Source organism: Pseudomonas agarici (assembly GCF_900109755.1).
GTDB lineage: Bacteria > Pseudomonadota > Gammaproteobacteria > Pseudomonadales > Pseudomonadaceae > Aquipseudomonas > Aquipseudomonas agarici.
In genome coordinates, this window is record NZ_FOAR01000010.1 from 119,197 (window position 1) to 139,299 (window position 20,103).

Annotated in this window: 16 protein-coding genes; 1 reads left to right on the forward strand and 15 read right to left on the reverse strand. The window is 62.4% G+C overall.

Going from position 1 to position 20,103, the window contains the following annotated elements; translation table 11 throughout:
• Positions 1 to 10: 10 nt before the first annotated feature.
• On the reverse strand, positions 11 to 229 hold the full coding sequence (locus BMX68_RS11690; RefSeq protein ID WP_074862205.1) for a hypothetical protein: 219 nt from the start codon (positions 227 to 229) through the stop codon (positions 11 to 13).
• Between the two features lie 256 nt (positions 230 to 485).
• On the opposite strand from BMX68_RS11690, the gene BMX68_RS11695 reads away from it, so the two are divergent.
• Complete coding sequence (locus tag BMX68_RS11695; RefSeq protein ID WP_017131172.1) at positions 486 to 1,634, forward strand: MalY/PatB family protein; 1,149 nt, start codon at positions 486 to 488, stop codon at positions 1,632 to 1,634.
• 34 nt (positions 1,635 to 1,668) lie between these two features.
• On the opposite strand, the gene BMX68_RS11700 is transcribed toward BMX68_RS11695, so the two are convergent.
• The 14 genes from BMX68_RS11700 to BMX68_RS11765 all read right to left on the reverse strand — a co-directional run bounded on the left by BMX68_RS11700 (position 1,669) and on the right by BMX68_RS11765 (position 20,097).
• Complete coding sequence (locus tag BMX68_RS11700; protein WP_017131171.1) at positions 1,669 to 2,301, reverse strand: S-adenosylmethionine--2-demethylmenaquinone methyltransferase; 633 nt, start codon at positions 2,299 to 2,301, stop codon at positions 1,669 to 1,671.
• Positions 2,292 to 3,071 carry an IucA/IucC family C-terminal-domain containing protein gene (locus BMX68_RS11705; protein ID WP_017131170.1) on the reverse strand — a complete coding sequence of 260 codons (780 nt, stop codon included), beginning with the start codon at positions 3,069 to 3,071 and terminating at the stop codon, positions 2,292 to 2,294. The genes BMX68_RS11700 and BMX68_RS11705 overlap by 10 nt, the downstream gene beginning before the upstream one ends.
• Positions 3,068 to 3,859, reverse strand: a complete 792-nt coding sequence (locus tag BMX68_RS11710) for an ABC transporter ATP-binding protein (RefSeq protein WP_017131169.1) — start codon at positions 3,857 to 3,859, stop codon at positions 3,068 to 3,070. Before BMX68_RS11710 ends, BMX68_RS11705 begins: the two co-directional genes overlap by 4 nt.
• A gap of 10 nt (positions 3,860 to 3,869) precedes the next feature.
• Complete coding sequence (locus BMX68_RS11715) at positions 3,870 to 4,901, reverse strand: FecCD family ABC transporter permease (RefSeq protein WP_017131168.1); 1,032 nt, start codon at positions 4,899 to 4,901, stop codon at positions 3,870 to 3,872.
• Positions 4,894 to 5,883 carry a FecCD family ABC transporter permease gene (locus BMX68_RS11720; protein WP_017131167.1) on the reverse strand — a complete coding sequence of 330 codons (990 nt, stop codon included), beginning with the start codon at positions 5,881 to 5,883 and terminating at the stop codon, positions 4,894 to 4,896. The genes BMX68_RS11715 and BMX68_RS11720 overlap by 8 nt, the downstream gene beginning before the upstream one ends.
• Positions 5,880 to 6,776, reverse strand: coding sequence for an ABC transporter substrate-binding protein (locus BMX68_RS11725; RefSeq protein ID WP_017131166.1), 897 nt, complete (start codon positions 6,774 to 6,776; stop codon positions 5,880 to 5,882). The genes BMX68_RS11720 and BMX68_RS11725 overlap by 4 nt, the downstream gene beginning before the upstream one ends.
• Positions 6,766 to 8,634, reverse strand: coding sequence for an IucA/IucC family protein (locus BMX68_RS11730; RefSeq protein ID WP_017131165.1), 1,869 nt, complete (start codon positions 8,632 to 8,634; stop codon positions 6,766 to 6,768). The genes BMX68_RS11725 and BMX68_RS11730 overlap by 11 nt, the downstream gene beginning before the upstream one ends.
• Positions 8,635 to 8,638: 4 nt before the next feature.
• Positions 8,639 to 9,412, reverse strand: a complete 774-nt coding sequence (locus BMX68_RS11735; RefSeq protein WP_017131164.1) for an HpcH/HpaI aldolase family protein — start codon at positions 9,410 to 9,412, stop codon at positions 8,639 to 8,641.
• Positions 9,406 to 11,271: an IucA/IucC family protein gene (locus tag BMX68_RS11740; RefSeq protein ID WP_017131163.1), complete on the reverse strand. Its 1,866-nt coding sequence runs from the start codon at positions 11,269 to 11,271 to the stop codon at positions 9,406 to 9,408. Before BMX68_RS11740 ends, BMX68_RS11735 begins: the two co-directional genes overlap by 7 nt.
• A 27-nt stretch (positions 11,272 to 11,298) precedes the next feature.
• Complete coding sequence (locus BMX68_RS11745) at positions 11,299 to 12,702, reverse strand: DHA2 family efflux MFS transporter permease subunit (protein ID WP_086009296.1); 1,404 nt, start codon at positions 12,700 to 12,702, stop codon at positions 11,299 to 11,301.
• Positions 12,699 to 13,922, reverse strand: a complete 1,224-nt coding sequence (locus BMX68_RS11750) for a type III PLP-dependent enzyme (protein WP_017131161.1) — start codon at positions 13,920 to 13,922, stop codon at positions 12,699 to 12,701. The genes BMX68_RS11745 and BMX68_RS11750 overlap by 4 nt, the downstream gene beginning before the upstream one ends.
• Positions 13,915 to 15,699: an IucA/IucC family protein gene (locus BMX68_RS11755; RefSeq protein WP_017131160.1), complete on the reverse strand. Its 1,785-nt coding sequence runs from the start codon at positions 15,697 to 15,699 to the stop codon at positions 13,915 to 13,917. The genes BMX68_RS11750 and BMX68_RS11755 overlap by 8 nt, the downstream gene beginning before the upstream one ends.
• Before the next feature lie 254 nt (positions 15,700 to 15,953).
• Positions 15,954 to 17,330, reverse strand: a complete 1,377-nt coding sequence (locus BMX68_RS11760) for a diaminobutyrate--2-oxoglutarate transaminase (protein ID WP_017131159.1) — start codon at positions 17,328 to 17,330, stop codon at positions 15,954 to 15,956.
• Between the two features lie 364 nt (positions 17,331 to 17,694).
• A complete protein-coding gene (locus BMX68_RS11765) occupies positions 17,695 to 20,097 on the reverse strand; it encodes a TonB-dependent receptor (RefSeq protein WP_017131158.1) in 2,403 nt (800 codons plus the stop codon).
• Between the last annotated feature and the right edge of the window lie 6 nt (positions 20,098 to 20,103).

Below are 20,103 nucleotides of genomic sequence, written 5' to 3' on the forward strand. Positions count from 1 at the left end.
AAGCTGGTCGTCAGATACACAGGTAGACCGCCAGTAACATCAACGAAAGCGCCAGGATGGCTTCCCCGAACAGTTCGAGGGAGCCCTCGCGCTCAGGGGCGTAGTTCCAACTGACACTCGGCTGGCGCATGGCCCAGCGCCGGTTCGGCTGCTTGTCGAAATGCCCCAGCGCCCAAATGGCGGTCCCTATGGCCCCGAACTCCAGGGCAATGATCAAGAAAAGTGTCATACCGCTACCCTTCTTTAAGCCAGTTATCAGGACATTAGGGGGCGATTCAGGAAAAAGTTCGTAATGAAATCGTTTTTTTGTCAAAAAAAGTAATCATTTCTCTTACCAGACCCCGTGCAATGTCCTGACGCGCCCCCCCCTGGAGGCCCAGGGGTATGCCGTCGGACGGCGCGAACGGATAGACTAGCGGCCTCTATCCTCCCAGACCCTGAATCCCCGACAATTTCGGGGAGTTCTTTCGAGATGTGCAAGCAGCATGACCTTCAATTTCGACACGCTACTCGAGCGCCACAATACCGGCAGCACCAAGTGGAGCCGTTACCCGGCCGATATCCTGCCCATGTGGCTGGCGGACATGGACCTGCCAGTCGCGAACGAGATCACTCAGGCCCTGCACAGGCGTCTCGAACACCCGCAACTGGGCTACAGCCTGGCCCAGGATGCCCTGCGCCAGGCCATCGTCGCCGACCTCTGGGCCAAGTATGCCTGGCGCGTGCAGCCCCAGGAGCTGATTTTCCTGCCCGGTGTCGAGCCGGGTTTCAACATGGCCCTGCGCGCTTTTGTGCAACCGGGCCAGAATGTCGTGGTGCAGACCCCCAACTACCGTCCACTACGCCTGGCACCGGGCCACTGGAACCTGCCGAAGGTCGAGCTGGCGTTCGAACGCGATGCCCACGGCGACTACATCACGCCGTTCCCGGCCCTGCGTAACGCCTTGCAGGGCGGCGGCGCGTTGTTGCTAAGCAATCCGCACAACCCGCTGGGCAAGGTTTTCCCACGGGAAGAACTACAGCAGGTGGCCGATATCTGCCTGGAACAAGGCGCGCTGATCATCTCCGACGAAATCCACGGCGACCTCTGTTTCGACGGACGCCGGCATATCCCGATTGCCTCGCTGCGCCCGGACATCGCCCGACACACCATCACCCTGATGTCGGCGAGCAAGGCCTACAATATCGCCGGACTGAAAACCGCCTACGCAATCGTCCAAGACGCCACGATGCGCGAGCGCTTCAACGCCGCCCGCGCAGGTATGGTCGATAGCGTTAACACCCTTGGCCTGGAAGCCACGCGGGCTGCCTATGCCGAGTGCGGGCCGTGGCTCAAGGGCCTGGTCGAGTACCTGCAGGCTAACCGCGACTACCTGCGCCATGCTGTGGCAACCCGCCTGCCGGGCGTGGTCATGCAACCGGCTCAGGGCACCTACCTGGCGTGGCTGGATTGCACCGCGTTGGGCCTGGAAGATCCCTACGCCTTTTTCCTCGAACAGGCCAAGGTCGGCTTGAGCGCGGGCATCGAATTCGCCGACGATGCCCGACAATTTGTCCGGTTGAACTTCGGTTGCCCGAGGGCATTGTTGGAGGAAGGCATTCGCCGCATGGAAAACAGCCTGCGCCAGCGCTGAAGATGCTCCGAAGAGCGCCGGCCACACCTTCTGATCAGGCCCCTTTGGCGACCAGCCTGGCGAGCAACTCCGTCCGGCGCACGGCATCGGCGCTTTCCTTGGCCAGCAGTTGCGGCAGCAACTCCCGCACCTGCCGCGCCGCCAGGATGAATACGCCGTCGTCGTCACCGATGGCAATGTCTCCGGGATGGACCTGGACTTCGCCTACCCGGATCGGTTGGTTGAGTTCGCCCGTCTGCCCCAGGCTACGGGTCGTCAGCGCGCTGACACCGCGACTGAAGATCGGCAAACGATGCTCGCGCAATGCGCCAATATCCGTCACCGCGCCGGACACCACCACTCCGGCGAGCCCCTTGATCAACCCCGCCAGGGTCCGCAGTTCGCCCCAGCAGGCACAATCGGTGTCGCCGACGCATTCGATTACCAGCACATCGCCCGGCTCACTGCATAGCAAGGCATCGCGCAGGATGCTGCCGTCGGGGCTGAAGACCTTGACCGTCAGCACATTGCCGACCATCCGCAGCCCCTCGGACAATGGCCTGATACCGTGCAGGTAACCGCAGTCGACCAGGTGCCCAACGGTCGAGGAGGCAACGCCCCGCAACTGTTCGAGCAGCGCTGCGTCGACTTGTTGCTGGCGTGGGGCAATCCGCTGGTTCAGCGACATTTTTTCGGCCTCAACAAGGGACAGGTGGAACAATATTCGACCGGGTTGCTGGCCTCGTAATAGAAACAGCACGTGCGCCGGAAACGAATACTTTTACCTTCGGCGGCCAGCACCGTAGGTGGCCGACGAAAATGCCGCAGCGGATTGTAGTCCAGGCCAAACAGCGCCGGCTCGGCGTCATTCAGCAACCAATGGAAATCCGCTTCATGGCGTTGGCGAACCCGTGGGTCATCGACCTTGGTCATGCGTTTTTCGTACAGCGAATACACGCGCACGGCGGTGTTTTCCCAGAGGATACGTCGGGAAATCCCGCTGACCTGATAGAACGTCTGCCACAGCGGCTTGAGCAGCCCGGCGAACAGGCCGCCGACAATCGACTCGCGCCAAGCCTCGCGTTCCCCCGCAGGGCAGGTGATGGGCGAGATATCGTGCAGCGACATGGACGAGGTCCAGAGCCCGTCGTCGTGCCCGTACTCGACCAGGCAGTTGTCCAGTGATAGAAGCAAGCCTTTGTCGTACACCGACATGGCGTACAGACAGGCGCCGGTGCTCAGGAAGGAGAAACGCTTGGCCAGCAGCGAAGCGGTGATCGCCAGCGTCGGCGAGCCGATTACCGGCCCCAGCGCCCGGAGCATTCGCTCGCAGACCTCGGGATCGAGCAACGCCCGCGCCGTCAGCGAACGCGGATCCCGTTGCTCCGCCGGTCGCAGCCGTAGCGCCCCGGATAGCAGTGCCCATTGCGCCTCGGTAAAGACCGCCGGATGGGTCATTGCGGCAGTTCCCGACCAAAAGGAATGCACAACGGCGTGCCGAAGAACGGATCGCTGATGATCCTACAGTTGAGGTTGAACACCTGCTTGACCAGCGCCTCGCTGAGAATGTCCTGGGGCCGACCCTGGGCAAAGGCCGTGCGCTCATGCACCGCCACCATATGGTCGGCGTAACGGCAGGCCAGATTGAGGTCGTGCAACACCATGACAATGGTCTTGCCTTCCTGGCGGTTGAGGTCGCGCAACAGGTCCAGCACTTCGATCTGGTGCGCCAGATCGAGAAAGGTCGTCGGCTCATCCAGCAGCACGATCTCGGTGTCCTGAGCCAGAGTCATGGCGATCCACGCCCGCTGGCGCTGGCCGCCGGACAACGCGTCTACCGGCCGCTCGGCCAGCGCTTGCATGCCAGTCTGCAGCAGCGCACGCTCGACCATGGCCTCATCCTGCAGTGACCACTGCTGCATCCAGTTCTGGTAGGGATACCGTCCCAGCGCCACCAATTGCCGCACGCTGATGCCTTCGGGCGCGCTGGGCATTTGCGGCAAGATCGCCAACTCGCGTGCTACCGCCGCCGTGGATTTGTGGTGGATGTCCGTGCCATTGAGGATCACCCTGCCCTGCTGCGGCTTGAGTAGCCGGGCGAAGGACTTGAGCAGGGTGCTCTTGCCGCAGCCGTTACTGCCGATCAATACCGAGACCTGTCCTTGAGGAAGTTGCAGGTCAAGGCCGTCGATAATCACCTGACGTTGGTAGCTCAGGGTCAGACCCTGGGCCGTAATGGATGCCATCTACAATTCCTTAGTGCCGCTGATTGATCAAAAGATACAGAAAAAACGGTGTACCCAGCACCGCGACAAATATCCCAGCGGGCAAGTCCAGCGGTAGGAACAACGTGCGCCCGACCAAGTCGGCGAGCATCACCAGGTTGGCGCCGATCAAGGCAGCCATCAGTGCCTGACCGGCGAATCCGGGAGCTACCAGGCGCTTGGCGATATGCGGCGCAATCAGCCCGACAAAGGCAATCGCCCCGCCCCAGGCCACGGCGGCACCGGCCAGCACGACGCTGACCAGCAACAGGCCGGCGCGCAGCCACTGTACCTGCACACCGATCCCCAGCGCCAGGTCGTCATCCAGTTGCTGCACCCGCACTTGCCGGGCCAGCCACACCAGCAATGGCAGGATCGCCAGCAGCCACAGCGCCAATGCCCGGGGCTCCGGCCAACTGGCACCGTAAACGCTGCCTGTCAGCCAGACATAGGCCGACAAGGTAGTGGTCAACGGACTGAACACCAACAGGAAGGTGGTGACCGCCGCCAGCAGCGCGGAGATGCCGACGCCGATCAGCACCAGACGCAACGGCGAAGTGCCTTGCTTCCAGGCTAGCAAATAAATTGCCAAGGCCGCGAGCCCGGCCCCGGCCATGGCGGCCAGCGGCAGGAACCGCGAGCCCAGGGCCATGGAGAAGAACGACAGATAGAGTACCGCCGCCGCGCTGGCGCCGCTGGTGATACCCAGCAGGTCGGGCGAGGCCAGCGGGTTGCGAATGATGCTTTGCAGGATCAGCCCGGACACCGCTAGCGCCGCGCCCACCAGCGCCGCCAGCACCAGACGCGGCATGCGCAATTGCTCGACGATAAAGGTCAAGCCAGCCTCCTCCGATCCGGCCAGCACACGCAACACCGTCTGCGGCGACAGGTTGATCTTGCCCACCGCCAGCGCCATCAGCATGACCAGCAGGGTCAGCAGCAGCGCCAAGGCCAGGCGTGCCAGGGTGGAAAGGTTGAACTGGCGGGAAAAACCCCCACGGCGTAACGTCAAGTACTTATCCATATCGCGCACCTCGACGAGCCAGGGCAATGAAGAACGGCGCGCCGAACAGCGCGGTCATCACTCCCACCGGCACCTCCTGCGGCAGGATCACCACCCGTGCCAGGGTATCGGCCAGCAACAGTAACGTTGCCCCCAGCACCGCGCAGCCCGGCAGCAGCCAGCGATGGTCGATGGACAGGCCCTTGCGCACCATATGCGGGACCAGCAACCCGATAAAGCCGATGCTGCCCGCCAGTGCCACCGCGCTACCCGCCAGACCGATGATCAGTACGCTCATCAGCCAGCGGATCAACCCGGTACGCTGCCCCAGGCCCGTGGCGATCGTTTCGCCGGCATTCAGTACATTGACTTGCCCGGCCAACAACCACGCACCGAACAAGGCGCATGACACCCCGATCAGCAGCGGCGCGGCCATCGCCAAGTCGCGCTCGGAAAGCGACCCCGCCAGCCAGAACAACACCGTGTCCAGCCCCTCCTCGTTGACCACCAGCAACGCCTGGCTGAAGGCGGAAAACAGTGCGGTAATCGCCGCGCCCGCCAACACGATGCGCAGTGGATTGAGGCTGCCCTGCCCGCGATTGCCGATCAGCCAGACCAGCGCTCCCGCCAGGGCCGCTCCGATAAAGGCACACCACAGCCATTGATGCATCGACGACAGGGCAAGCAGCGACGAACCCAGGATGATCGCAAAGGTGGCCCCGGCGTTCACCCCGAACAATCCCGGCGACGCCAGCGGGTTGCGCGTCAGGGCCTGCATCAGGGCCCCCGCCACCGCCAGGCTGGCGCCCACGGCGACGGCCATGAGGGTACGCGTCAGTCGGGTGGTGACGATCAGTTGCTGGCCGGCGCTCAACGTGTCCGCTTGCATCAGTCCCGCGAGCAACTGCGACGGCTCGATCCAGGTGGCTCCCGCCGCCAGGCTCAAGACCCCGGATAACACCATGACCAACAGCCCCAGTAGCAGTTTCGAGGTATGACTCATGAAGACGCCACCACGCGGGCAATGTCATCGAGCATCAGGTTGGCCCCCAGGATTCCTCCCGAAAAACTCCAGGCGATAGCATCGACCCGCCAGACTTGCTCTTGTCGGGCCGCACGCATCTGGCGCCAGAACGGGTAATGCACCAATCGTTCGTAGTTGCGTTGCACGGCGGGACTGTCGGCGCGCTGGAACACAAAAAACAGGTCGGCATCGACCACGGGCAGGCTCTCTTTGCTGGTGAGTTTGATATAGGTGCCCTGGGCCTGGCGGGCGACCGGGCTCCAGGCGAAACCCAGCTCCGTCAACACGGAGCCGGCGAAACTACCTGGCAGGTAACTGCGCACATGGTCTTCGCGCACATCCAGCACCGACACGCTGAGCGGCCAGCGCCCGGAAAATTTCACCTGCAACTGCTCGCGCAGTCGCAGCACACGCTGTTGCCATTGCCCCAACAGGCTCATAGCCTGTTGCTGACGGTTCAGGGCCGCGCCCATCAGCGCCAGGGTGCGCTTGAATTCGAAAACCTCTTCAAGCAGCACCAACGTACCGATCTGTTCGAGCAGCGGCGCGATACGCTGGTGGCGAAAGCGCGAAGCGACAATCACATCCGGCTTGAGCAGCACGATGTCCTCCAGGCTCGGCTGGGTTTCCAGCCCGACATGGGACACCGCCGTCAACGCCGTGCGCAGGTAGCGGAACGTCGGCTTTTCGGTCGGCGAATCCACCACGCCCACCGGCGTCAACCCCAGCGCCACGGCGCTGTCGGTCGCGCCCTGAAACAGTGTGACCACCCGCCGCTCGCCCGCCTGGGCCATGGCAGGCAAGGCCAGCAGACCCAGGGACAGGCGCAACAGCGTGCGCCGGGAAGGATGCAGGGACGGCTCAGGCTTCACGGTGCAACCTATGGAACGGGTTGACCACTTCCCCCTTGCCGAACGGCATGCTGCCCGGCCCGCCCGCCCGCTCGATCATCGGCGTCAGCAGCAGTTTCTGCGGCCAGCGCGGTACTTCGAACAACTGGCGGCGGATCATGGCCCGAGCCTCGTCGTCGAAATCGATGGTGTCGAGCAGTGCTTCGAGAACATCGCGCAGGACGGTCCAAAGCGCCGTCACCGGCACCGCGTAGACCTGCGCCAGGGTGTCCATGATCGCACGCACGTTGACCTGGATACCCAGGGTTTGCAACCAGAACAGCAGGTCTTCCGGGCGTTCATGGTAGAGCGTGTTGGCATGGCCCTGCTTGATCCGGTAGACCGGATCGGCCATGCCGTTGCGCGCCAGCCACGGCACGAAGATGCGCAGCGAATCATGGTCGCGCAGCAACAGACCCTGAGCCCGACCGGCCTTCCATACCAAGACCGCGTTCTGCCCGTGCACCTCGCCGAGCATGCCGATACGCAGCATCCGCAGGTTGATATCGAAGAAGCTGTGGCTCAGCTCGCGAAACAGGTTCAGCACCGACGCCTGGTTGCGTGGCAACTGGCGATAGTCCATCCACTCGTCGAAGAAGTGTCGGTTGCTACCGGGCAACGCAGTCCCCAGCGCGGCCATCGGCAACAGGCGGCAATCGGGGTCGTCGAGCAACGCCGCCGGATAGCCGCGCACCATGGCCGACAGGTGCCGTGGCGCTTCATCGAACAGCGTCGCGTCGGGCGGCATGAACGCCCACCACCTGGTCTCGTCGCACAGGTGCAGGGTGCGCGCCAGGGTGGTGTCCTTGTCCAATGCCTGACGCAACAGGCGCTCGCTCAGACCGCCGTTGATCATCTTCACCGCCGGCAAGTAACGGGAGGCGCCGAGGGAATAGATCGCCATGGGCAACTTGAGATAGTCGGCACTCGGGAAACACGAGGTCATGGAGCGCAACGACGAGGTGGCGAACACCGTCGCCGCCCGGAATGCCAACCGTCGGCAGTCGCCGTTGGCAAACGCCGCGCCCAACTGGGCCTCCAGTACATGCTCGAACTGCCAGGGATGAACCGGCAGGGCAACGTGGCTGGTGTCGATCCCCTGCGCCCGCAATTCCTGCTCCAGTTGCGCCTGCAACGGCTCCGGCAACAGATAGCGCGCGGGCGTGGACTGCTCGATATCCCCGACGCCCTCGCCGCATTGCAGCAAGTGCTTGGCCACCGCCACCCAGTTCAACACCACCGGCTGGGCGAACTCGGCCTGATAGCGGCGGTACTCGTCTTCATCAAGCCCCTGCTTGGCCTTTGCCAACGGGTGATACGGGCGGTCGCGTAGCGACGCCCATTGCTCCATGGTCCTGAAGAACGTCGCGCCGTCCTGTGCCATAAGCCCCCGGTCGTCGACGTTGTGATCCAGCGACAGAGCTGTCTGCCAGACACTGGTACGCAACATATCGAGGAACAGCGCCAGGCCCTTTTCATTGCCGTGGAAACGAGGCGCCATGCCAGCGAACACCTGGCTCATGAAGTCCTCGGGCGACAGATGGGTCCAGGCTTCGTCCTGGCGGGCCAGCACCGGCGTACCGGGAACCTTCTCCCATTGCTGGGTAATGCCGGGCCGCAAGGCAATGCTGATAAAGCGCTGCTCCGAGGCATCGCAGCACCACTCCCAGATACGCTGTTCGGGACTTGCGGCATTGAGCAGCGGCGCTTGCGGATGGGTCAGTTGCCAGTGGGCGGTGTCCAGCAGGTTCAGCGGCTGGTTGCCAAAGAAGTCTTCCGCCAGCAGGCAATCGACCAAGTCCTGCATCACGATATCGGCGGCGAGTGCGGTGAAGTTCATCGAGTTATTTTCCTTCTGAAGAAACAGTGGTCAGGCGCGCCTGCAAGGCACGAAAGGCAATGCCGCGTTCGTCGCCCAGAACAAAGGCGCTGACCCCGCGCGCGCGCCAGCGGGCCGCGTCGCCGGGTTGCCGTGGAATCGCGCAGTACGGCACCCCCGCGGCCTGGGCGGCCTGCCAGGTATCGAGCAATGCCTGCTGCACCACGGGCTGGTCGATCTGCCAGGGCATGCCCAACGACTGCGACAAATCGGCCGCGCCTTCGAGGACCATGTCCAGTCCCGGCACCGCGGCAATCTCTGCGGCACGCCGCACGCCCTCGCCACTTTCGATCATCGCCACCAACAGGATCTGTTCATTGGCGGCACTGACGTATTGCGCCAGGCTGTGCTTGCCGAACGAGCCGGGACGACCGGCATTGAGGCTGCGCCGCCCCAGCGGATGGTACTTGCACGCCGCGATAGCCTCGGCCAGTTGCACGGGGCATTCGATCATCGGCAGCACGATGCCCTGTGCCCCGCCGTCGAGCAGGCGCAACAGGGTTTTCGGGTCGAGATCGGCAACCCGCACCAACGGCGTCAGGTCGTAGGTTTCCGCCGTGCGAATCATGTGCTCGACGGTTTCCGGATTGATCAGCACATGTTCCATGTCGATGATCACGAAATCGAAACCGGCCTCGGCGATCAGTTCGATGGCCGCCGGCGACGGAATCGAGCTGATCAACCCATGCACCACCTGACCCGTAGCGAGTTTTTGCTTGAGCTGGTTAGTTCTCAGCATGGTCGCGGCCCGTAGGCATGCAACGGGTTGGGGACGGACCTGAAGCGGCGCTCGCCATCACCCAGCAGGCGGCGTTTGGTCAGTTCCTCGACCTCGTAGCTCGGGGCAAACACATCGAACAGGTCGAAGCGTTCCCGATGCTGGGGATGGGCGTCCTGGTAGGCCAGGATCACCTCGGCGGTCATCTGCCAGAACAGCGCTTCGTCCAGTTGATACTGCTGGCGCAGGAAGATCGCCATCTCCGTCAGGCAGATGAAAAAGAAACAGTCGCAGGAGAAATCGCGCACCGCATTGACATCGTCGGTGACTATGAACGAGTTGCGATTGAGCCGGGCGTGGCTGGCCGGCAGCGGCACCAGGGTCGGGCACAGCTCGGGGCGCGCCAGGTGCGCCGGCGAGTAACGCACGCCGTCGTGGAAGTCCTTCAAGGCAATGCGCTGTGGCCAACCCTGCTTGACGATCAGCACGATATTCTGACCATGGGACTCCATGCCGATACCTTCGGCGTAGAGCATATGAATGATCGGCGGCACCGTGACCTCCAGCAGTTGACGCGTCCAGGCCTGCAGGCCGTACCGGCGGACCCAGGCGCCGATAAACGGTGACTGCTGGCCTTCACCATAGCGGTTTTCCACATGACTCAGCCCATTGAACGGTACGGCCTGTTCGTCGGCCTCGAGGTATTGATGCAGGCTCTCGCGCCAGATCGCGCCGAGGATACCGTAAGTCTGCGGTCCACGGGACTCGGGTAGGTGGTCGTAGTCGAAGCTGACGCCAGCGATTTCGCCGAGAATCACAAAATCCAGCTCGCGGGCGGTGCTGTCGCTGGCAATCAGGTGTTGCAGCCAGTCAGTGATGATCGGCCCGTTCATCACTGTGTGTCGGGCCAGGATCCGCGTGCTGGAGGTGTTGGTCATGCTCATCGCCAGCTTGACGTAAGGTCGCTCCTTGGCGCTGGCATTGGCCAGTGTGCGGATCGACTGCTGGGCCTTGTAGAGATCGTCCGAGGTGCCCAGGTGGATCAGTTCGCCGCTGAGTAGCTCCGGGTAGAAGGCCGAGACGATGGTGTTATCCCACTGCCAGGGATGCACCGGCATCAGTTGATAATCGTCGATGCTGCGTCCCTGACTGGCCAGGGTCCGGGTCACCAGGTCCCAGCGCGCAACGCCGAGTTCCTGGCGGATAAAGGCCTGGAAGTCGAGGGTGCGCGAATGATTGACCGCTGCCCGCGAGCGGGCCACCGCCAGCCACACCACCGCGATGGGCGTGGCGAACTCCGGCCCGTAGCGGACATTGTCTACCAGGGAAAAACCAATACGCGACTTGTAGCACGGATGGTAGCTGTGGGCGTCCATGAAGTGCTGCTCCAGGGCATCCACGTCCAACTCATGGGCCGGTCGGTCGGCCTGGTAGCCCTGGCTGCGGGCCTGTAGATCCTTGAGCTGGGTCTGCTCCAGTTCCTGGATGAACCGCGTCAGGTGCGGGCTGTCCCGAAACTCGCCGAGCCACTCCGTCAGGGCCTGGTGCAAGGTCGGCGTGCTGCGCTCACCGTGGCTGTCCAGACGTTCCAGACTGGCATGATCGAGGCGGATCACCTCGAAACTGGCGCTAAGCAGGCCGGTGCAGCGGTACTCGACCGGCGCCTGTCGGGCATCGCGGCCAGTCACACTGAAGCGATGCCGGCCATCGCCCAGGGGCTGCTGCTGGTAAGGCAACACCGCTTCATACAACAGGGTCTGCAGCAATTGTCCCACCACTCGCCGCTGCACGTTTTCGCTGCAGCGGGCATCAACCGTGGCCAGCCACGCTCCGGTGGCGGAGGTTGTCACATGAGGTGGTGCCGGTTCGAAAGTCGTCATGTCCATACCTTGTCGAAAGAGAAATTATCAGTGTTCGACGGCGACCGATGGGGGCTCGACCGTCTCGTCATGAAGGGGGAAACGCCAGGCACAAGGCAGTGCCAGCAGGATCAGCAGGCCGGTGGCAACAAACACCTCGCTGATGGCAGAGCCTGTGACCGCCTGCCCTCCCGAACCCATGCGCCACTCCAGCCAGAGCGAGGCGATGACAATCGCCAGGGACGCCAGCAGACGCCGGGAGATGTTGTTCATCGCCGCGCCCTGAGTGACCATCGGTTCGGGCAGGGCATTGAGCCCGGCGGTGGTCACCGGCATATACGACAGTCCTAACCCAGCCCCGCGAACCATCATCAATACGAACACCACGGCGATGGCCGCATCGGCCTTGAGCATGCCCAAGGCCAGGGTCGAGGCACCGGTCAGCAGCAGCCCGAGCGCCACCACCGTGCGTGGGCCATGACGATCCAGCACCCTGCCGCCCCACTGGCCGAAGAGGCTGGCGAACGCCGCCGTACACAGCAACGCCAGGCCGGTCCAGATGGCGCTGTAGCCGAGCACGACTTGCACCAGCAGCGGCAACAGCACCAGGCACTCGAACATGCCAACCGACTGCACCACGGCAATGATCACGCTCAACCGATAGCCGCGCAGGGCGAAGATTCGTAGGTTGAGCAAGGGCGCCTGACGGCTCAGCTCTACCCGGACGAACGCCACCAGGCACCCCACGCCGACCAGCAACAGTCCCAGGTTGAGGGGATCGAAGACCGTCGCGGCATGGCGCAGGCGGCTGATGGAGATCATCAACAGGCCGATGCCCGAGGCGATCAGCAGATAGCCGACCAGGTCGAACGGCTGGCGCTCGCCTGGCTCCGAATCCGGCAGCACCACAACGCCCAGGACCAGCGCCAGCAAGCCGATCGGTACGTTCATCAGGAACAACGAACGCCAGCTGAACCACTCCAGCAACAGGCTGCCGCACAAGGGTCCGAGCGCAGGGGCGAGCATCACCGCCGCGCTCCACAGTCCGGTCACACGACCACGCTCCGGCTTGGCATAGACCGCAAAGATAATCGCCAGTGACAAGGGGATCATCAGTCCGCTGGCAATGCCCTGCACCACCCGCGCAGCGATCACCAGGGCAATCGAGTCGGCCAGCGCGCCGAGCAGCGAGGCGCCAATAAACAGGGCGACCCCCCACAAGTACAAGCGTTTGCGTCCCAGTCGCTGACTGAGAAAGCTGGTCAGCGGCATGGTCATGCCCATGCTGGTCATGAATCCGGCCACGATCCAGGTGGCCCACAACGGACCGATGCCGAAGACATTCATAAACGTAGGCAACGCCGGGTTGAGCGAGCTGTTGCTGAGGCTCACCGTCAGCGTCCCCAGCAACACGTTGATCACCACCCAACGCCGTGGCACCTCACGCCTCACACCCACTGGCCGGTTCCCCGCAGCAATTGGCCGTTGTCCACGAAATGCTGGGGCGGCCTGGGGTGGCAGAGGAAATCGGCGTGGGAGATGTTGTAACCGTATGCGCCGGCCAGCGGCAGCACCAACAGATCACCGACCGCGACGCCCCTGAACGGCTGGCGACGACTGAGGACATCCTTGGGCGTGCACAACTGGCCGACCACGGTGCACAACTGCTCCGTCGACAAGGCGCTCGACGGCGTTTGCGGCAAGTGAATCACCGGGTGATCGTGACTCTGCGCGGCGGGCAGGCGGAACTGGTGCGTGCCGCCACGGCAGACCAGGAAATGCTCGCCATGGCTGGTCTTGATATCCAGCACCTCGATCACGTAATAGCCGCAGAAGGCACTGATAAAACGTCCCGGCTCGAAGCGCAATACCGGCGCATCAGGCTGTTGGGCCAAGCGTCGCTCCAGATAACGGCACAAGCGTTGCCAGTCGAACCGCCGCCCGCTGAGGTAGTCGACACCGATCCCGCCACCGACATTGAAATGACTCAGTTGCTCAGGGTAGGCCGACAGCGCCTTCCACTGCTGCCAGCGTTGCAGATAGAAATCCAGCAATTGCTCGTGACGCTCCACCGACAACTGATGGGACATGGCATGCACATGGAAGCCTTTGAGGCTCAGATGGCTGGCGTTATCGACCGCTTGCACCGCACGGGCCAGTTCCGACTCGTCAATGCCGAACGGCGTGGCGGTTCCGGCCATGGCCAACTTGCTCGACAGGGTCGACGGCAACTGCGGGTTGACGCGGATAAACACCGGTTGCAGGCGCCCTGCCTCATGGGCCAGTCGTTGCAGACGGCCAATTTCATTGAGGCTTTCCAGATGAATGGCTTCGACCTGCTGCGCCAGTGCGGCCCGCAGGTCGGAGTCCAGCTTGCCGGGGCCGGAGAAGACATAGGGCTTGCGAGTCGGGCAGGTCGTAACCCGGTCGATCTCGCCCCCCGAGGAAATTTCGAAACCGTGTACCAGCGGTGCCAGTGCCGCGAGTAGTGGCGCCTCGCTGTTGGCCTTGATCGCGTAGTACAGCTCGACCCCAGCCGGCAAAGCCGCCATGACATCGCCGACATGCTCGCGCAGCGCATCCAGGTCGTGGACGAAGGCCGCCAGCGGATCGCTGCTCAAGGCTCGGGCTTGGCCGATTGCCGCGAGCACGGTAGCGGGCAAATCAACCATGAGCCACCTCCTCGGCCCAAGGCGAACGCAAGGTGACGTAGCCGGCCTGGCGATCCGCCTTGGCCGCCAGCCGCACCTTGAGATTGGTCTTGCAGGCAATCGGTTGGCCGGCGATCAGCGCATCGAGCTCCGGCGCCGGGCGCACCAGCTCCTCACGAATGTCGCGCAATTGTCGCTCGACCCGTCGCCACATCAGCGGCGCCAGGTGCGCACGCTCCCAGCTCAGGGCCAACACGGCTTCGGACAGGTTGTTGATCAGCAGGCAGTAGGTGATTCGGTTCCAGCCCTGCTCGCGGGTATAAAGTAACGATTGGCGAACCCGTGGATGCAAGCCGACATCGATACTGTCCATACCCAGTTCGTCGGTCAGCTTGACCCCTTCGAAGTCGCGCAACAGCAACTGCCGAGGTTGGCCCTGGTCATGGATCAGCACCACGTTCTGCAAGTGCGGCTCCATCACTACACCGTGGTTGAAGAACAGCGCCATGACTGGCCGCAGTAGCAGTCGCTGGTATTGCTCGAACCAGTCCAGCAAACGGGCGTCATCGAGCACTTCGCCATTGAAGTCCTGGAGGAATTCGTGCACCAGCGGGCGCGAATAGATATCGCGGGCGAACAAGGTCCCCGCCATGACACTGCAATCGGCACCGACCCGACGACAGAAGTTCTCCCGCAGGATCGCCCCGGTCTGCTCGCGAAACCAGTGGGCGTCGGCTTCATCGGCCTGTGGCGGTGCCCAGCTCAGCGAGCCCGGCTCCGCCGCGATCGACAGGCCACCGAGAGTCTGCGGCTGAGTCTGTTGCAGGCGCTGGAACAGTTGATCGATGATCAGCGTACTTTCCAGTTCGTACCAGGCGTTTTTCCTGACGCAGTTGGTGATGCGCACATTGAGCGAGCCCTTGATGAAATAATCGTGGCCTTCGATGTACCAGGTACGCATCGATGCAGTTGGACTGGCCAGCGGGCCGCAGGTGCCGCGATCGACGATTTCGCCCAACTCCAGCAGCCGCTGTACGCGCCGGTCCTGGCGGAACAGTTGCGCCTGCACCGGGTGCATGCTGAGCAGCGCGTGCCCCGGTCGAGCCGGTGCCTGATCGGCGAAACCGGCCAGTACCTGTTCCTCGCTCAAACCGTTGGCCGCCACTCGCAGCCCGGCCCGCGGGACCTCGAACAGATGCAACGCGGTCTGTGCCTGGAACTCCGGGGCATAGGTCTCCTGGGCCAGGTGGGCGGGCCACAGGCGGGCCTTGGGCGCCGGATGGTTGGGGTGGCCGAACCACAATCCCTGCTCGCTGGCGAGGTAGCCGCTCAGGGGCGCTGGAAGTCCGGGCTGCATGTTGTGGGCGACGATGGCAGCCGTCAGTTGCTGGCTTTGTAGGACCTGGTCGAGCAATTCGTCGTTGCTGGCACCGGCCATATGTTCACAGGCGCCCAGTAGCTGCTCGACGAACTCGGCAAAGTCCGGGCAGCGCCAGTTGCCATCGCCCTGGCGCGCATACACATCGGACAGGTAACGTTGGCTGCCCAGGCGATCCTGGCGGTCCACCATGACAAAAAACTGCTGCTGGTTGGGCAGGCTGATGGTCAGGGGAGTCCCCTTCCAGTCCAGTCCGTCCAGATAGCTACCTGGGGCAATACCTTGCATATGGGTCGGCCATTCATAACACACGCAGCCTTCAGGGAGCGCAAACTCCTTGATCAGGCAATTGAGCAAAGCGCGGGTGCTCGCCAACTCGCTTATCATGGTTGCTAGCACAGTGCGATCGGGATTTTTCATAATTGCTCCACAGTGGCCACAAGGTCACGGACGAGATGATTTCGCGACAAATATCAAGTGAGCATCGGCTATGAAAAACCAGCGCAAACAATCGCGAGACCATGACTGATCGTTCGACAACCCGACAAATAAAAAGCCAACAGAAAATTTTATCGTGCAAACACACAAGATTGACGGCCGATATATTTAAGCAAACACTTATCAGGCCGCTGACAACCCTATCCGCGCAAGATTCATGACCCTCAATCGCAACTTCAGGAACGCAGTTGCAACAACGCCGCAGACAACGCAGCTTCAAACCGTTGGATCACCAGGCGGCAGTGTTCTTGGTCAATGATCAAGGGCGCCAGCAAGCGAATCACATTGCCGTTTCGGCCACCGCGCTCCAGTAGCAGGCCTTGTCTGAAGCAATGCTGCTGGATCGCCGTGGCCAGCTCGGGTGCCATCGGGAAACTGCCCAGGCGGTCGGCTGGCAGGCGCTCGTCGACCATCTCGATGCCCAGCATCAGACCGCGTCCGCGTACCTGCCCGATGGCCGGATAGCGCTGCTGCAAGCGTTGCAGTTGTTCCTTGAGCCACCCTCCCCGAACCTCGGCTTGGGCTGCGAGGTTCTGCTGCTGCAACACCTGCAATGTGGCCAGGCCGGTGGCCATGGCCATCTGATTGCCACGGAAGGTGCCTGCGTGATTGCCCGGTGCCCAGGCGTCGAACTCGCGCTTGATGCCCAGTACCGCCAGGGGCAGGCCACCACCGACCGCCTTGGACATGACGATGATATCGGGCTCGATCCCGGCGTGCTCGAAGGCGAACATTTTGCCGGTACGGGCAAAGCCGGACTGCACTTCGTCGAGGATCAGCAAGATGCCATGCTGGTGAGTCACTTCGCGTAATGTACGCAGCCAACTGGCGGGTGCGCTGTTGACCCCGCCCTCACCCTGCACGGCTTCGACGATCACCGCCGCTGGCAGGGACACGCCGCTTTCGACGTCCTCGATGAACTGGCTGAAGTAATAGCTCAACGCCTCGGTCCCGGCCTCGCCGCCGATGCCCAGCGGGCAGCGGTATTCGTGGGGATACGGGAGAAACTGCACGCCCGGCATCAGCGTGGCGATGGCGTTTTTCGGCGCGGTATTGCCGGTCAGCGCCAGCGCACCATGGGTCATGCCGTGATAGGCACCGGAGAAACTGATAATGTTATGGCGCCCGGTAAAGGTCTTGGCTAACTTCAACGCCGCCTCCACCGCATCCGCCCCGGATGGCCCACAGAACTGCAGACAGTAATCGCGCCCCTGCCCCGGCAACAGGCCCAGCAGAGTCTCGCTGAAAGCGTCCTTGACCGGCGTGGTCAGGTCGAGGGTATGCATCGGCAGCCCCGACGACAGAAAGCTGTCGAGCGCGCCCATGATCGCCTCATGGTTGTGCCCCAGGGCCAGCGTCCCAGCTCCCGCCAGGCAATCGAGGTAGGTATTGCCTTCGACATCCGTGACCCAGACGCCATGAGCCTTGGCAATCGCCAGCGGCAACTTGCGCGGATAACTGCGCACATTGGATTCAAACTTGCTTTGCCGGGCCAGATAGTTTGCATTGCTTTCCTGCACAGATTCAGAATGCAACATGCCATTACTCAACATCTGTTCATCCTCCTTAAGTTCGAGATGCACGCTATTATCATTGTTAGACAAGTGCAAGCCGTTGATTAAAGTTATTTCGAAACCTATTAAATTTACTAATTTTTTTCGGCACATTACAAAACGGACAAACGCACAAAAAAGCAAGCTTTAAATCCCGATAAATGGCCATGCAGATGCCACGAATATTTCATGCGCCTGCAATATGAAAGCAACTTGTAAAGTTATGTCATAAAGTCATAAGCCAGCTCGAAAGTTGTGAAGCGCTCCCCGTTGTAATAACCCGTCACTGTTCTTCCCTGGCCACCTCCAGGCAATCATCGATCGGGAATCTCAAGCCAACGATCCCCGACGCATGGTGGCTGGTTCAGAAGCCGACCGTCGCCGAAAGCAGGTAGGTCCTGGGGGTCGCCAGGGTCAAGCCGGGTTCGCTGTCATCCGAGGCACCCGCCGAACTCCAGTAGCGCTTGTCCATCACGTTCTCAACACTGGCGCGCAGGGTAATGGCCTTGTCGTCGACCTTGAAGGCGTAGCGGGCACCCACGTCGAAACGCTCCCAGCTATCGATTTCCTTGCTGTTGGCCTGATCCAGGTATTGCGAACTGGAATAGATGCCGCGTCCGGTCAGGGTCAGGCCCTGGATGCGCGGCACGTCCCATTCGGCGCCCAGATTGACGTTGTACTCCGGTGTCGCCGGAGCCCGATTGCCGTCGAAGGTGCCGTTGGTGGTGTTGCTCAAGTGACTGTCGATGTACATGACCCCGCCAAGCAGGCGAAAACCCTTGAGCGGCTCGCCGAACAGGCTCAACTCCACGCCACGGTTCCGGCGTTTGCCGTTCGGGCCGAAGACCTTCGATGTGGCATTGGTTTCGTAGGCCGGCTGCTTGATCTGGAAAGCGGCAGCCGTCAGGGCGAAGGAACCCAGGTCATACTTGGCTCCAACCTCGACCTGCCGGCTGATGAACGGCGGAAAAATCTCGTCCTCGTTGACCGAGGTCGACGGCGCAATCTTGCCCTGGCTCAGGCCTTCCATGTAGTTGGCATACAGTGACAACTCATCGGTGGCCTTGAACAGGATGCCGCCCGAGGGTGAGATCTTCTCTTCGTCGTAGGAGGTTTTGCCCTTAGTGCCGTTGGTCCAGTCGTCGACCTTCACTCGTTGCCAGCGGGCGCCGAGCGTCAACAGCAGACGATCATCGAAGAAGCCGAGGGTATCGGACAGCGCCACGCCACTGAAGCGGTTCTCGGTATACACCTTGTTGTCGAACCGCGTGGGTGTACCGGGCGTTGGCGTCGGCACCGGGTCGAACAAGTTGCTGTTGGCTGGAGCATAACGAGCGCCGCCGTTGGTGAAGTCCATGTAGAAGTCGCTGGCGGCCAGGTTGACTTCATGGCTGACGGAACCTGTGTGGAACCAGCTACGCATACCCGCCGTGGCGGTCCGCACGTTTTCGTCACGGGTGAAATCACGCGGCTGGACGCTGAAGTTACCGGCGTTGTCGATGATCGAGACGGCATGACGCAGGAAGTCATGGTTGCTCTTGCGCACCCCTACACCGCCGTACAGCATGACCGAGTCGCTGAGATCGTATTCGCCGTTGAGCGTACCGAAGGTGTCCTTGGTATGCGCCCAACTCCAGGACTGCGCATAGTTATCACGCACGTCGTTGGGGTTCGGCACCTTGGCATTGGGGCCGATTTGCACCCGCTCCTGCGGGGCATCGGTATCGCGCTCGGTGTGGCCGACATCCGTCGACAGGCGCAGGCGTTCACCGCGAAAATCCAGGCCCAGCACGGCCATTTGCCGATCGACATTCTGGTGATCCCAGGTGGTGTCACCGGACTGCTTGACCCCGTTGAAACGGATGCCGAACTTGTTCTCGTCACCAAACCGACGCCCGATGTCCACGGCACCGCCGGTCTGACTGTCGGAGGCATAACTGCCGGTGAACTCGGTGATGGGCGTGTCGGTGGCGCGCTTGGGCACCACGTTGATGCCGCCGCCGACGCTGCCCCGTGGCGAAATACCGTTAATGAGCTGGGTCGGTCCCTTGATGATGTCCACGCGCTCGGCCATTTCCAAGTCGATCGTATAGGTTGGCAGGACGCCGTAGAGGCCATTGTAGGAGACGTCGCTGTTGAACAGACTGAAACCGCGGATGGTGAACTGCTCGTAGCGTCCGCCCGCCGGGTTGGTGGCACGCACCGAAGGGTCGCTGGCGACCAGGTCGCCGAGGGTGCGTGCCTGCAGGTTCTTGACCGCCTCGTGGGTGTAGGTGGTTATGCTGAATGGCGTTTCCATAAAGTCCCGTGAGCCCAGCAGGCCCTGCGAGCCACGACGCGCGATCTGGCCGCCAGCGTAAGCTGGGCCGCCTGTCGAATCGCCGGCACCGAGGATCGAGGTGACAGGCAGCTCAACGCTCCCCCCCTGCGGCGCGGGTACCAGGGTATAGGCTTGATCGCCCACAGCTTGCAGTTGCAGGCCGGAACCCTGTAGTAACCGTGCAAACCCCTCCTGTACCTCGTACTCGCCAGACAGGCCACTACTTTGGCGGCCACTCACCAGCGCCGGGTCCACCGACAGATTGACCCCGGCCAGACCGGCAAAACGGGTCAAGGCCGCGCCAAGTCCACCGGCCGAAACCTGATAGCTGCGACGCGTCCCGCTGTCCGCCCAGGCGGGCAAGATAAGCAGCGCACCGGTACTAAGGGTCAACACAAGGCCAAAACGCAACAGCGGGCGCAACCGGAAAGGCGATAGTGCGGACATGGAGGG

Coding starts and splice junctions, on each gene's coding strand:
- BMX68_RS11740 (WP_017131163.1), bottom strand. CDS start 11,271: ATGACGACTTTCGAACCGGCACCACCTCATGTGACAACCTCCGCCACC.
- BMX68_RS11755 (WP_017131160.1), bottom strand. CDS start 15,699: ATGAAAAATCCCGATCGCACTGTGCTAGCAACCATGATAAGCGAGTTG.
- BMX68_RS11750 (WP_017131161.1), bottom strand. CDS start 13,922: ATGGTTGATTTGCCCGCTACCGTGCTCGCGGCAATCGGCCAAGCCCGA.
- BMX68_RS11720 (WP_017131167.1), bottom strand. CDS start 5,883: ATGAGTCATACCTCGAAACTGCTACTGGGGCTGTTGGTCATGGTGTTA.
- BMX68_RS11730 (WP_017131165.1), bottom strand. CDS start 8,634: ATGAACTTCACCGCACTCGCCGCCGATATCGTGATGCAGGACTTGGTC.
- BMX68_RS11710 (WP_017131169.1), bottom strand. CDS start 3,859: ATGGCATCCATTACGGCCCAGGGTCTGACCCTGAGCTACCAACGTCAG.
- BMX68_RS11760 (WP_017131159.1), bottom strand. CDS start 17,330: ATGTTGAGTAATGGCATGTTGCATTCTGAATCTGTGCAGGAAAGCAAT.
- BMX68_RS11705 (WP_017131170.1), bottom strand. CDS start 3,071: ATGACCCATCCGGCGGTCTTTACCGAGGCGCAATGGGCACTGCTATCC.
- BMX68_RS11690 (WP_074862205.1), bottom strand. CDS start 229: ATGACACTTTTCTTGATCATTGCCCTGGAGTTCGGGGCCATAGGGACC.
- BMX68_RS11700 (WP_017131171.1), bottom strand. CDS start 2,301: ATGTCGCTGAACCAGCGGATTGCCCCACGCCAGCAACAAGTCGACGCA.
- BMX68_RS11735 (WP_017131164.1), bottom strand. CDS start 9,412: ATGCTGAGAACTAACCAGCTCAAGCAAAAACTCGCTACGGGTCAGGTG.
- BMX68_RS11715 (WP_017131168.1), bottom strand. CDS start 4,901: ATGGATAAGTACTTGACGTTACGCCGTGGGGGTTTTTCCCGCCAGTTC.
- BMX68_RS11765 (WP_017131158.1), bottom strand. CDS start 20,097: ATGTCCGCACTATCGCCTTTCCGGTTGCGCCCGCTGTTGCGTTTTGGC.
- BMX68_RS11695 (WP_017131172.1), top strand. CDS start 486: ATGACCTTCAATTTCGACACGCTACTCGAGCGCCACAATACCGGCAGC.